General features: G+C 37.7%; 17 protein-coding genes. 9 read left to right on the top strand and 8 right to left on the bottom strand.

Annotated elements, in window-relative coordinates:
- Positions 1–25 precede the first annotated feature (25 nt).
- Both ACFX4W_RS15945 and ACFX4W_RS15950 read right to left on the bottom strand, forming a co-directional pair.
- The gene (locus ACFX4W_RS15945; RefSeq protein ID WP_016765774.1) at positions 26–1,063 is read right to left on the bottom strand and encodes a cytochrome d ubiquinol oxidase subunit II; all 1,038 of its coding nucleotides are present in this window, start codon (positions 1,061–1,063) and stop codon (positions 26–28) included.
- Positions 1,064–1,078: 15 nt separating this feature from the next.
- Complete coding sequence (locus ACFX4W_RS15950) at positions 1,079–2,413, bottom strand: cytochrome ubiquinol oxidase subunit I (RefSeq protein WP_013059553.1); 1,335 nt, start codon at positions 2,411–2,413, stop codon at positions 1,079–1,081.
- 152 nt (positions 2,414–2,565) lie between these two features.
- Here ACFX4W_RS15950 and ACFX4W_RS15955 point away from each other — a divergent pair, with 152 nt between their 5' ends.
- Positions 2,566–2,811: a type B 50S ribosomal protein L31 gene (locus tag ACFX4W_RS15955; protein WP_013059552.1), complete on the top strand. Its 246-nt coding sequence runs from the start codon at positions 2,566–2,568 to the stop codon at positions 2,809–2,811.
- A 29-nt stretch (positions 2,812–2,840) separates the two neighbouring features.
- Here the strand turns inward: ACFX4W_RS15955 and ACFX4W_RS15960 are convergent, their stop codons facing one another.
- Together ACFX4W_RS15960 and ACFX4W_RS15965 are read right to left on the bottom strand one after the other, a co-directional pair.
- Entirely contained in the window at positions 2,841–3,800 is a 960-nt protein-coding gene (locus ACFX4W_RS15960) for a metal ABC transporter substrate-binding protein (RefSeq protein WP_028410463.1), read from the bottom strand.
- Positions 3,801–3,883: 83 nt separating this feature from the next.
- A complete protein-coding gene (locus ACFX4W_RS15965; RefSeq protein WP_280560446.1) occupies positions 3,884–5,071 on the bottom strand; it encodes a GTP-binding protein in 1,188 nt (395 codons plus the stop codon).
- A gap of 119 nt (positions 5,072–5,190) precedes the next feature.
- Between ACFX4W_RS15965 and ACFX4W_RS15970 the strand changes: the two genes are divergently transcribed.
- Positions 5,191–5,763 (top strand): beta-class carbonic anhydrase, encoded by a 573-nt coding sequence (locus tag ACFX4W_RS15970; protein WP_013085269.1) that lies wholly within the window; start codon positions 5,191–5,193, stop codon positions 5,761–5,763.
- Between the two features lie 3 nt (positions 5,764–5,766).
- Here the strand turns inward: ACFX4W_RS15970 and yidD are convergent, their stop codons facing one another.
- Positions 5,767–5,994: a membrane protein insertion efficiency factor YidD gene (gene yidD, locus ACFX4W_RS15975; RefSeq protein ID WP_013059548.1), complete on the bottom strand. Its 228-nt coding sequence runs from the start codon at positions 5,992–5,994 to the stop codon at positions 5,767–5,769.
- Between the two features lie 150 nt (positions 5,995–6,144).
- Here yidD and ACFX4W_RS15980 point away from each other — a divergent pair, with 150 nt between their 5' ends.
- The 5 genes from ACFX4W_RS15980 to ytkD all read left to right on the top strand — a co-directional run bounded on the left by ACFX4W_RS15980 (position 6,145) and on the right by ytkD (position 8,699).
- On the top strand, positions 6,145–6,618 hold the full coding sequence (locus ACFX4W_RS15980; protein ID WP_013059547.1) for an S-ribosylhomocysteine lyase: 474 nt from the start codon (positions 6,145–6,147) through the stop codon (positions 6,616–6,618).
- A 163-nt stretch (positions 6,619–6,781) separates the two neighbouring features.
- Positions 6,782–7,222 carry a Dps family protein gene (locus ACFX4W_RS15985; protein ID WP_013085268.1) on the top strand — a complete coding sequence of 147 codons (441 nt, stop codon included), beginning with the start codon at positions 6,782–6,784 and terminating at the stop codon, positions 7,220–7,222.
- Between the two features lie 81 nt (positions 7,223–7,303).
- Positions 7,304–7,729 carry a phage holin family protein gene (locus ACFX4W_RS15990; protein WP_028410466.1) on the top strand — a complete coding sequence of 142 codons (426 nt, stop codon included), beginning with the start codon at positions 7,304–7,306 and terminating at the stop codon, positions 7,727–7,729.
- A gap of 74 nt (positions 7,730–7,803) precedes the next feature.
- Positions 7,804–8,124 carry a hypothetical protein gene (locus ACFX4W_RS15995; RefSeq protein WP_028410467.1) on the top strand — a complete coding sequence of 107 codons (321 nt, stop codon included), beginning with the start codon at positions 7,804–7,806 and terminating at the stop codon, positions 8,122–8,124.
- A 104-nt stretch (positions 8,125–8,228) separates the two neighbouring features.
- Positions 8,229–8,699 carry an RNA deprotection pyrophosphohydrolase gene (gene ytkD / locus ACFX4W_RS16000; protein ID WP_028410468.1) on the top strand — a complete coding sequence of 157 codons (471 nt, stop codon included), beginning with the start codon at positions 8,229–8,231 and terminating at the stop codon, positions 8,697–8,699.
- A 46-nt stretch (positions 8,700–8,745) separates the two neighbouring features.
- Here ytkD and ACFX4W_RS16005 read toward each other — a convergent pair whose 3' ends face one another.
- From ACFX4W_RS16005 to ACFX4W_RS16015, 3 genes are read right to left on the bottom strand one after another with little or no spacing between them, the layout of a single operon-like run.
- Positions 8,746–9,552: an ABC transporter permease gene (locus ACFX4W_RS16005; protein ID WP_098331537.1), complete on the bottom strand. Its 807-nt coding sequence runs from the start codon at positions 9,550–9,552 to the stop codon at positions 8,746–8,748.
- A complete protein-coding gene (locus ACFX4W_RS16010; RefSeq protein ID WP_025750714.1) occupies positions 9,539–10,309 on the bottom strand; it encodes an ABC transporter ATP-binding protein in 771 nt (256 codons plus the stop codon). The genes ACFX4W_RS16005 and ACFX4W_RS16010 overlap by 14 nt, the downstream gene beginning before the upstream one ends.
- Before the next feature lies 1 nt (position 10,310).
- Positions 10,311–11,309: an ABC transporter substrate-binding protein gene (locus ACFX4W_RS16015; protein WP_028410470.1), complete on the bottom strand. Its 999-nt coding sequence runs from the start codon at positions 11,307–11,309 to the stop codon at positions 10,311–10,313.
- A 172-nt stretch (positions 11,310–11,481) separates the two neighbouring features.
- On the opposite strand from ACFX4W_RS16015, the gene ACFX4W_RS16020 reads away from it, so the two are divergent.
- The gene (locus ACFX4W_RS16020) at positions 11,482–12,264 is read left to right on the top strand and encodes an alpha/beta hydrolase family protein (protein ID WP_098331536.1); all 783 of its coding nucleotides are present in this window, start codon (positions 11,482–11,484) and stop codon (positions 12,262–12,264) included.
- Between the two features lie 54 nt (positions 12,265–12,318).
- Positions 12,319–12,561, top strand: a complete 243-nt coding sequence (locus ACFX4W_RS16025; RefSeq protein ID WP_028410471.1) for a DUF2584 domain-containing protein — start codon at positions 12,319–12,321, stop codon at positions 12,559–12,561.
- Positions 12,562–12,590: the final 29 nt, after the last annotated feature.

Here is a 12,590-nt window from a genome sequence, read left to right on the forward strand (position 1 = left end):
CCCGGTCAAGTGCTGACCGGGTTTTTTAATATGGTTTCTTTTTGCTGTATTCTTTATTGTCTTTCATAAATAGACGCCAGAAATAAAAGAATCCAGGAAATAAAATAGCAAAACCAACAATATACACAATAAATAAAGAATGAAATGCATCGGGATGTGTAAATCCATTCTCAATCGTTACGTTTGGATAGACAACATAAGGTAAATGACTTCGTCCGTATACGTAACTTGCTAAGAAATATTGAAGGATAATGGATACCACGGCTAAACGAGGCATGCCTTTTCCTTTTTGAGAAGGTAGCAGCAGAGCAATACCAGCTACTACAAATAGACCTACAGATCCGTAAAGAAGGGGCTTAAACTGCATCATTTTATCATATAACCAGCTTGCTTCTGATTGCATTGTAATCATAATAAAGATAGCCATTAGCAGGGAAAGAGGTCCTGTAATGAGCGCATCACGCCGATAGACCGCATAAGCTTCCATTTCGTCAGATGACTTCGAGTAATCTGCTAATAACAGAGACGATAGAAACAGCGAAGAGCTTATGGCAAATCCGATAAATGAATAGACGTGCGGACTTGAAAATACTTTTGCTAAGTTTAATTGCTGCGTGCCATCAATTATATCAATAAACCCACCTTGACTTACTGGCAGTACAGCGATTAAAAAAGCAGGAATTAACACGCCGGATATACCGGATATATAAACCAACGCTCTCCGATATTTGAAGCTGCTAGCATAGTGTGAAAACACTAAAAATCCGCTTCGAATAGATAAGAGAAGTAAAATGATACTCCCCGGTATTAGTAGCACTGTTCCAAGCGTAAATGTAGCTCGAGGAAAAAAGCTAAACAGCGCAACCACAATCGCAACGATAAATACATTGGTTACTTCCCAAGTAGGCGATAGATATCTGTTTGCTACATCTGTAGCATTTGTTTTCGTACGGTTAATATATACCATCGACCAAAAACCAGCTCCAAAATCCATCGTTCCCATTACGGCATAGATAAAAATGAAGCCCCATATTACGGTAATTGCTAGTAACGAATCACCCATATTCTCACATCCTTTTTAATCTGCTTGCGCAGCAAGCTCTTTAGAAAGCGGATTTCTTCTGAAATAAAACACCAGTACAAGGGCGACTGCGGCCACGAGTACGATATAAACAAGCAAAAATAAAAAAAATAAAATATGCAAATTAGCAGAAGTGGTAACTGCTTCTGATGTACGCATGATGCGGTAAATGACCCAGGGCTGTCTTCCGGTACATGCGAAAATCCATCCGAATTCAATGCCCATGATCGCGAGAGGGCCCGTTGCGACAAATGCCCACATGAAAATTTTAGGGAAGCTTTTCTTCTTTAAAAACTTGTACCAAACAACGCCCACTAGCGCCACTAAAATTAAAATCGATCCGATAATGACCATACCGTTAAACAAGGTATGCACAAAAAGCGGCGGCCAATAATCCCTAGGGAAGTCATTAAGTCCAGTAATCACTGTATTAAAGCTATTACCCGACAAGAAGCTGAGCATCCATGGAAACTCAATTCCATACTTGACGCGCTGTTCTTTTTCATCTGTGAATCCACCTAAAGCTAATGGCGCATGATCTTGCGTTTCAAATAGACCTTCAGCTGCTGCAAGTTTTTCGGGTTGATATTCGTATACTTTTTGCATAGATTCATGTCCATTCAAAGCTGTTACAAAAGAAAAAATCCCGCCGATTACTAATCCCATCATCAGCGCTTTATGATGAAATTTATATTCTCTTGGATTATGTTTTCGCGCACGAAGCATTTTAAAGGCAGCGACTGAAGCAATGACAAAGCCTCCGGTTGTATAAGCAGAAACGGCTACGTGACCGGACGTTACAAAGAAGCTCGGATTAAAGAAAGCTGCCCAAGGATCTACGCTTACAATTTCGCCATTTAAAATTCGAAAGCCAGCAGGTGTTCCTTCAAATGCGTGCACGTTTGTAATTAAAACGGCAGAGGCAAGAGCGCCTATTGCTACTAAAATTAGACTGATAATCCTCATTTTTCGAGAAATACGGTCCGCTGCGTATACGTAAATAGAGAGAAACAGAGCCTCAATAAAGAAAGCATAAATTTCAATTTGAAAGGGAAGAGCCATTACTTTTCCTACAATTTCCATAAAACCCGGCCAAAGCAACGCTAGTTGTACACCAGCAATTGTTCCCGTAGGAATAGCGACTCCAAGCAGGACGGCAGCTCCTTTTGTCCAGCGCTGTGCCATAAGTTCATAATCTTTATCTTTTGTTTTGTAGTAAAGAATTTCAGCCAATAAAATCATGAGAGGAATGCCGACACCAAGGGTGGCAAAAATGATATGTACTCCCATGTTCAGGCCAAACATTGAACGTGCAGTAACTAAATGATCCATTCATTTTTCAACCTTTCCAGTAAAGTATTGATAAACCTTATTGTCCACTTTTTACCACGCTTTATGCATCGGAATTGGTAAAACATATCACTTGAAAATAGTAATCATTACGATTATAATGAACATATATTGTTTTAAAGGAGAGATATTTTATGAAAACCAATATTCATCCAGACTATCGTAAAGTTGTATTTATGGACACAAATAGCGGAACATCATTTTTATCAGGATCTACAAAACAATCAAATGAGACCGTTCAATGGGAAGATGGCAACACATATCCGCTTTTAAAAGTTGAAATCAGTTCGGATACACATCCATTTTATACAGGAAAACAAAAATTTGCTGATAAAGGCGGCCGTGTAGAACGCTTTAAGCAAAAATATAAATTACAATAAAAAAACTAGCCGGGAGGCTAGTTTTTTTATTAATATAATGCTTTTTTCAAGGTATCAATGTTGTGTTGCATAATGGAGAAATAATCTTCTTTATTTTTAACATCGTTTTTTGTTAATGACTCTAAGTTATGAAGTGTTAAAGCTTGAGCTCCTACTTCATTTTTTACAAGCGTAGACACTTTAGGCTTTAAATTTTGGTCAAAGATAAAGTATTTGATATGGTCTTTTTTTGCTTGTTTTACGATGTTTTCTAATTGTTTCTGAGACGGCTCATTTGTAGGAGATAAACCCGCTACGCTAATTTGCTTTAAGCCGTATCGTTTTTCCCAGTAGCCATAGGCTGCATGTGATACTAAAATTTCTTTATGAGGTGCGTCGCCAATCGTTGTTTTTAACTCTTGGTCCACATCTTCAAGCTGAGTCTTTAACGCTTGGAAGTTCTTTTCAAACTCTGCTTTTTTATCTGGTTTTAATTCAATAAGTTCGTCTTTAATATTTTCTGCTAATTGAATAGCTAAAACAGGATCAAGCCAAACGTGAGGGTCTGTATCTCCGTGGTTATGCTCTTCTTCATGGGCATGTTCGTCTTCGTGGGCATGCTCATCTTCAGAACTCTTTGCTAATTTAATTCCTTTTGCAGCTTCTACTAAAGCTACATCTTCATTTTTAAGTGTAGACTGTGCTTTATCTGCAAAACCTTCAAGTCCAATTCCTGAGTAAACAAATGCGTCCGCGTTGGCGATTTTGACCATTGTTTTTGTTGTAGGCTCAAATGAGTGCGCATCTACACCGGTTGGTAAAATGCTTTTAGCTTCTACATATTTTCCACCGATTTTTTCAGTAAAGTCCTGTAAAGGGTAGATTGTTGTATAAACTTCTAATTTTTTGTTTTTATTATCAGATGCGTTATTTGCACTGCTTGAACTGCACCCCGCAAGAGCTGTTCCAATTCCTAATGCAAGCACCATTAAAAGTGGTTTGAATTTCATTATGTTGCTCCTTCCGTTCGTATCGTAACCATTTATGACCTATGTTATTATATCGTAATTATTACGATTTGAAAACTAAAAATTTACGCACTTACTGTAAATTTAGGAAGGGGATCTTTGAGAGTAGCCCAATCTTGATTCATTTCCTCATTTGTCAGCAAACAGCGGTCTAAAGTTTCAATTATTTCAGCTGTGTTCATATCAATACCAATGAAAACGAGCTCGTTAATACGATCTCCAAATTGTTCATCCCATTTTGCTCGTAATTCAGGCTCTTCTTTTAAGGTTTGTTCTCTTTCTTCCGGTGCGTAAGCTGCTATCCATTCACCCGCTGCTTGAATCATAATGGACGTACCTGCTTGAGAAAGAAGTCCTGCCATATTATTACGCGAAGCAAGCCAGAAAAATCCCTTTGCACGTACAATATCAACCGGCCAGTTCTCTAACCATTTCATAAAGCGTTCAGGATGAAGGGGACGATTCCTTCTGTATACAAAAGAAGAAATACCGAACTCTTCCGTTTCAGGCGTATGGTGCTCCTCATTTAATTCTTTAATCCATCCGGCTCCTTGACTAGCTTTTTCAAAGTCGAATAACTCGGTATGAAGTATGGCTTCAAGGCTTACTTCACTATTAATTGTTTGGATAACAGTGGCTTCTGGGTTTAATTTGTGAAGAACAGCCTGCAGCTCATCTGCATCATCTTTTGTTAACAAATCAACTTTGTTTAACAAAATGACGTTTGCAAATTCAATTTGATCGATTAACAAATCAATCACTTCTCTTGTATCGTTTTCATCTGTTCCTTCTTTGCGGTCCAATAAGCTTTCGCCGGATGAAAAGTCTTCCCAAAAGCGATTGGCATCTACTACAGTGACCATCGTATCTAACGAACATTTCTGAGTTAAATCAATGCCCAGCTCTTCATCAATATAAGTAAATGTTTGAGCAACAGGGATAGGTTCGCTGATTCCGGAAGATTCAATGACAATATAATCAATATCACCATTGTCTGCTAGGCGTTCTACCTCTTTCATTAGATCGTCTCGAAGCGTACAGCAAATACAGCCATTTTGCATTTCAACAAGTTTTTCATCTGTTCGAGAGAATCCGCCTTGTTTAACTAAGTCTGCATCAATATTTACTTCGCTCATGTCATTGACAATGACCGCGACTTTTAAACCTTCTTTATTTTTTAAAATATGGTTCAAAAGAGTTGTTTTACCTGAACCAAGGTATCCGCTTAAAACGGTAACGGGAATTTTTTTCACTGTTATAACCTACTTTCTTGTTTGTAAATAATAATGATTACGATTTAACACTTTTCATCTTATAGGAAAAAGTATTATAATACAAGAAAGAATTTTTTTTATGAAGGAGAAGACAGCAGATGAGCTTATTACAAGATGTTTTAGAATTCAACCAAAAATTTGTAGAAGAAAAGAAGTATGAACTTTACGAAACAAGCAAATTCCCTGATAAAAAAATGGTTATTTTATCGTGTATGGACACAAGATTGGTAGAATTACTTCCACACGCTTTGAATTTGCGCAACGGAGACGTGAAAATTGTTAAAAACGCAGGAGCGCTTGTTTCACATCCATTTGGAAGTATTATGCGAAGCATTTTAGTAGCTGTGTACGAGCTTCAAGCAGATGAGGTATGTGTAATTGGTCACCACGACTGTGGAGCAGGTAAACTTCAGGCGGAACCTTTTTTAGAGAAAGTAAGAGCAAAAGGCATCTCAGATGAAGTGATTAATACCATTGAATATTCTATGGACTTGAAACAATGGTTAACGGGTTTTGATTCAGTAGAAGAGACTGTTCAGCATAGTGTAGAGACAATCCGTAATCATCCTTTATTTTCAAAAGATACTCCTGTACATGGACTAGTTATTGATCCAAATACAGGAAAGCTAGATGTTGTTGTAAATGGGTATGAAGCAATCGAAAACAACTAAAGCTTAGTGTGATTTTTTCTCAGGTACTTCATCGATGCCACCCGGATGGAACGGGTGGCATTTTAAAATGCGTTTTACAGTCAAATAAGATCCCTTTACGGCACCAAAGCGTTTAATGGATTCAACTCCGTACTGGGAGCAGGTAGGGTAAAACCGGCACCTTGCCGGAAGAAAAGGTGAAATTCCTTTTTGATATCCTTTTATAAGTAAAAGCAAAAGCTTTGCAATCATTTATTATCACGTTCTTTCTTTCGTGTTTGCTCATACTATAAGGGATAGAAGGAATAAAAAGCAACTAAAAGAAATAAAGGTTATTAAATGGATGAAATATATCGGAATTGCATGTTATGATAGGTGAAAGAAGAAAAAAGGAGTGGTATTATGCCATCAGTAGAAAGTTTTGAGCTAGATCATAATGCGGTTAAAGCACCTTACGTAAGACACTGCGGTGTTCACAAAGTGGGAAGCGACGGCGTTGTAAATAAATTTGATATTCGTTTTTGCCAGCCAAACAAACAAGCAATGAAGCCGGACGTTATTCATACGCTAGAGCATTTATTAGCTTTTAATATTCGTACTCATGTAGAAAAATACGATCACTTTGATATTATTGATATTTCGCCTATGGGATGTCAAACAGGGTACTACTTAGTAGTGAGCGGTGAGCCGACTGTACGTGAAATTATTGATTTGTTAGACGATACGTTAAAAGATGCAATTAACATTACTGAAATTCCAGCAGCAAATGAAAAGCAGTGCGGCCAAGCGAAACTTCACGATTTAGAAGGAGCAAAACGCTTGATGAAGTTCTGGCTAGAACAGGACAAAGAAGATTTAGAAAAAGTATTTGGCTAAAAATAAGCAGTCCGCTGGGCTGCTTATTTTATTTGAAAAAAGATGAAGAAGTTTCTCTAAGTCTAAAGAAAGGGAAATGTCTCTTTTTATGAAAAAAATGTTTTAATCAACTAAAAAAGGGTACAACTATATTATACAAAGAGTTCACAAAGGAGCGAAAAACATGGCAGTAAATGTAAATGAAATCGTTAATAAACAAGTAGCGAATTTTAGTGTAATGTACATAAAACTTCATAACTTTCACTGGTACGTAAAAGGTGAACAATTCTTCACTCTTCATGAAAAGTTTGAAGAGCTGTATACGGAAACAGCTACAATTATTGATGACCTTGCAGAACGCCTTTTAGCATTAGAAGGAAAACCTGTGGCAACAATGAAAGAATCGTTAGAACTTTCTTCTATTAAAGAAGCGGATGGAAGCGAAACGGCTAAAGATATGGTTGCTTCTTTAGTAAGCGATTTTGATACGCTAACTGCTGAATTAAAAGAAGGAATGGACGCAGCCGGTGAAGCGGGCGACGAAACAACAGGAGACATGCTGTTAGCCATTCATCAAAGCTTAGAAAAGCATACGTGGATGTTAAAATCATTCCTAGGCAAGTGATTAAAACCTGCGAGTAATCGCAGGTTTTTTTATGATAAGATGGACGAACACTTTTTTTTCACCGGCATATACTGTAGGGATATGACTGCTGAAAGGGTGAAAAAAGTGGATATGCAGAAGCTTTCTGTCTTGATAATCTCAAGTTTAGGTTCACTGGCTTTTTTTTTATTTGGAGAGTGGGACTATTTACTAATGGCTTTAGTAGCATTAGTGACAATGGATTATTTGACAGGCACGATTGCAGCTTTTATAAATAAACGTTTATCTAGCAAAGTAGGTTTTAAAGGAATTGCCAAAAAGATTTTTATTTTTGCCATGATTGCTGTAGCAAACTTTATCGATTCTGTATTTTGGGAAAACGGTCATATTATTCGAGATGGAGCTATTTTATTCTATATTTTAAACGAAATGATTTCAATTACAGAAAACGCAAGAATTGTAGGGGTTCCGATTCCAGAGCCGTTAAAAAAAGCAATAGCGATTTTAAAAGACCGCTTTAAATCTTAGAGTGTATAAAAAAAGAATAAGATACAAATAAGAAAGATAAGTTGGCACTAGAAAGAAGGAGCTGAATATCTTTCATGACAAAAAAATATTATGTATCTCTGAGTTCAGGGGAAATCAATCAGTCAAATACTGCTTCAGACTGGAATTATGCCATTGAAGCAACAGATGAAGAAGTGGAGCAGCTGAGAACCTATTTAGATCAGCGCGCTTCAAGCGATTGGTCAAGCTTTTGGCGATCACATATTCCGTATCTGGAGTATCATCATGATTCTCAAAATGATATGTACGATAAAACAACAGTTGACATATATGCCATGCTTTATAAGCTGGGAGACGATGAAACAAAATCACATATCAAACAGATGAATATTTTATCTTCAGATAGAATGGAATAAAGGGTAAAAAGCAAATAAAAAAAGTACGAGCATACTTTTCTTATCAGGTATGGCCGTAATGTATGATAAAATAAGGGAAAAATCAAATGGAGTTTGAGTCGACCATGTACACATTTAAGGATGCATATCATAATCAAGTATTTTTATCATTTGAAAAAAATCCATTCTCGAAAACTCCACGTCATGTTTGGGTCGTATGCAGGTATGAAAATCAATGGTTGCTAACGAATCACTCAAAACGAGGTTTAGAATTTCCCGGAGGAAAACTAGAAGGCAATGAAGTACCAGAAGAAGCAGCGGTTCGAGAAGTATTTGAAGAAACAGGCGGAGAAGTCTCTTCTTTGACTTATATTGGTCAGTACAAAGTAGTAAGTAAAGGAAAGACCATTATTAAAAATATTTATTTTGCTACTATTGGAAATGTAATTAAAAAAGAAGACTACATGGAAACAGATGGTCCCGTAATGATTGATCAACTACCTTCGGGCATTCAACAAGATGATGCATACAGCTTCATCATGAAAGATAATGTTTTACAATATGTAATGAAATATGTAAAGCGAACATTTTTGTAAAAGCATCGTATTAATAAAAATCCCCCCGTTTGTACGGGGGGATTTTTTATGAGCGTCGGATCAATTTCTTTTCTAAATAAGCAACGCCTTGGTACATAATCGTAGCGAAAATGGCAATTAATAATAAGCTGAGAAGAACAAGAGTAAAGTTGAAGACTTGGAAACCATAAATAATCATATATCCAAGCCCTTTTGAAGAAACTAAAAATTCTCCTACGATGACGCCTACCCAAGATAAGCCGACATTTACTTTAAATGTGGAAATAATGGCAGGCATGGAAGCTGGAAGAATAGCTTCTTTAAAACAACGGGTTTTCGTTGCCCCGAAGCTTTTTAGTAATTTGATATAGTTTGGATCAACTTCTTTAAAGGCTGTGTAAACGACGATGGATGTAATGATAACAGATATAATTGCTCCCATCGTTAAAATTGAGAAAAATCCTGGCCCTATTGCTACAATTAAAATAGGGCCCAGCGCTACTTTAGGCATGGCGTTTAAAATAACGAGGTAAGGATCTAATATATGTGCAAGCCTAGTTGAATACCAAAGGGCCGTTGCAAGTAAAATACCTAGTAATGTGCCTAGAATGAAGCCGAGAACCGTTTCAAATAATGTAAAACCAATATGTTCTGCCAGCGAGCCGTCGGTAAGTTTAATTAGAAATAAATTCCATACTTTAGTAGGGGAACTGAAAATTAAAGGGTCAATCCACTTTAAACGAGAAGCCAGTTCCCAGAAGCTAAAAAAGGCTAAGAAAATTACCAGCTGCACGCTCAGTACTAATCGTTTTTCGCCTCGAACCTTGCGAAGGTAGCTTTCGTGAAGAGTATCTAGGGAGCTAGTGGGTTTCAAGTTGATCAAGCTCCTTCCATATGTCCATAAATAAATCGTTATAGACAGGATGCTGTCGTGCTTCAAACGGAGAAAGGGTTCGTAAAATAGAAGGAACCGTGAATGTTTTTGCAATTTTTCCCGGCTTGGCTGAGAATAAAAAGATTCGGCTGCTCATAGCAATGGCTTCGCCGATATCGTGCGTGACCAAAACAGCCGTTTTTTGATAAGTCATCAGCGTTTTGGAAACAAGTTCTTCAAGCTTGAGTTTTGTTTGAAAATCAAGTGCTGAAAAAGGTTCATCCAAGAGTAAAATAGCGGGGTCAATGGCAAGTGTTCGGACTAAAGCGACGCGTTGTCTCATGCCTCCGGATAACTGGTGTGGATATAGGTCATCTACGCCCTGTAGACCAATTTCTTTTAGGAGTAACAGTGCTTTACTCTCTGTTTTATCTGTTAGCTGTCCGCGAATTTCAAGCCCAAGTAAAATATTTTCTTTAATAGTTTTCCACGGAAACAAATAATCTTGTTGAAGCATATAACCGATGTTTGGGACTGATGTTCCGATATTTTCACCGTCTATTGTGACAGAGCCGGACGTTGGTTCAATCAAGCCTGCAATAATCGATAGAAGCGTCGTTTTTCCACATCCGCTTGGGCCGAGAAAGGAAACAAATTCTCCTTCTTCAATAGACAAATTAATATGTTCAAGTGCAGTGGTAGCAGACTTTGTCGTAAGATACATATGCTGAACATCTTGAATGTGAAGTTTTGTCATATTACTCACTCATTGCATCTTTTGCGAATTTTGTGTTGACTAGCTTGTTGTGGTCGATGTGTCTTGGAAGTTCTCCAGATTCATCCATGATTTTTTGTAAATGATCCCACTCTTTTTGATCTAATAAAGGGTTAGTTGCAAAAGATTTTTGGGATTTATAGCGGTCAATCACGGTTTTTAGCGTGTCTTTAGGTGTATCTTCAAAATACGGTGCAACCACTTCAGCAATTTCATCTGAGCTATGTGTATTCACCCATTTTTGTGCTTTGTAAATAGCTCGAGTAAATTTAGCTGCCGCTTCAGGGTTATTTTTTAAATAGCTTTCTTTGGCCATAAATGTTGTATAAGGAACTGTTCCTGATTCTTTTCCGAAGGAAGCAACGATATGTCCTTTTCCTTGTTGCTCTAAAATACTAGCCGTTGGCTCAAATAATTGAACGTAATCTCCAGTACCAGAAGCAAAAGCATTCGCAACGTTAGCAAAATCAATGTTTTGAACGAGTTTTACATCTTTTTTAGGGTCAATATTATGCTGTTTCAACACATATTCCCCTACCATTTGCGGCATACCGCCTTTACGTTGACCAAGAAACGTTTTGCCTTTAAGCTGATCCCATGAGAAGTGATCGACTTTTTTACGCGCTACTAGAAATGTTCCGTCGGTTTGGGTTAGTTGTGCAAAGTTGATGACGGGATCACTAGACCCCTGTGCATATACGTAGATTGAAGTTTCCGAGCCGACTAAGGCGACGTCGATGCCGTCAGATAAAAGTGACGTCATTGTCTTATCTCCGCCCCACGTTGTTTTTAAATCTACCTTTAGTCCTTCTTCTTCAAAAAAGCCTTTTGAAATAGCAACGTACTGGGGAGCATAAAAGATAGAGCGAGTTACTTCGCCGACACGAACCGTTTGTACAGATGTTGTTTTGCTGCAGCTAATTAGTGGAATGAGTAAAATCATAATAGCAAGCAAAGAAAAAAGCCATTTGATTGGTTTCATAAAGCAAACCTCCTTAAAAGAATAAAATATTTTATGATAATGTATGTAAGAAAGTAGAAGAAGGTGAGTGCCTATATAACTATGTGTAAAATCAAAGAAGTATTAGCCAACAATTGAAAGTACACCTTAGCGGGAGAAAGCAGGCTAGTTATATAAAGAATGGAGGAAAAAAATGAAAGATGGAACAATTCTTCATAAACAGCGTTTCCCATCATCAAACCCTCGTGTGGCGCTGTGGGTGATTACATATGCATGTCAAGGGCTTAAGATTAAAGGAATGCTCGCAGAGCCAAAAGAAAAAGGAATGTATGACGGCTTTTTATACTTAAGAGGAGGTATTAAGAACGTAGGAACGGTTCGTCCTGCTCGACTTATTCAATTTGCTTCTCAAGGTTTTATTGTGATGGCTCCGTTCTATAGGGGAAATCAAGGAGGCGAAGGAAACGAAGATTTTGCAGGAGATGATCGTTACGATGCTTTTGCTGCTTACGATTTACTGAAACAGCTCCCTAACGTCTACCGTGACCGCATTCATATTTTTGGGTTTTCAAGAGGGGGAGTGATGGCTTTACTCACAGCCATTGAAAAAAACGACAGCCGCTCTCTTGTGTTATGGGGAGGCGTCACGGATATGGTGCTGACATATGAAGAAAGAGAAGATTTAAGAAGAATGATGAAGCGGGTGATTGGAGGAACTCCTTCTAAATATCCTGAAAGATACGAATGGAGGACACCTTTGCACCGTGCTCATCTCGTCGAGCCGCCGGTCTTGCTTATTCATGGTTTAGAAGATAAAAACGTATCGATTGATCATTCCTATCAGCTCGAATCTAAACTAAAGAAGTCCAATAAAAAAGTTACCAGCTGGTATTTCGAAAACTTTCCACATGCTTTTCCACCAAAAGAAAACCGAGAAACGGTGAAGAAGTTAACGAAGTGGATGAAAGCGCAATAAAAGATATGCTACGATAGAGAAAACAAGTAGAATAACAGTGAGGAGTGAGAAAAAATGGGGATGCCGCTAGAATTAAATACAATGATTGTGACAAAAGGCAACGAAAAGCGTGTAACGGATAACATTTTTCAAATTGAGAAAAAAGGATATCGCTTGTATCCGTTAGATATTCCATTAAACATTCACAAAACGAAAACTGGAGAATGTATTGGAACTGCTATTGTGCGTAAGGTAGAAATGGAACAGGAAAAAACCATTGTCACATATGAACTGACAAAATTACATTCGACTAATTAAAAAACCGATCGTCTCTAAGACGATCGGTT

The sequence above is a fragment of the Priestia sp. YIM B13489 genome (assembly GCF_042787645.1).
Classification (GTDB): domain Bacteria; phylum Bacillota; class Bacilli; order Bacillales; family Bacillaceae_H; genus Priestia; species Priestia megaterium.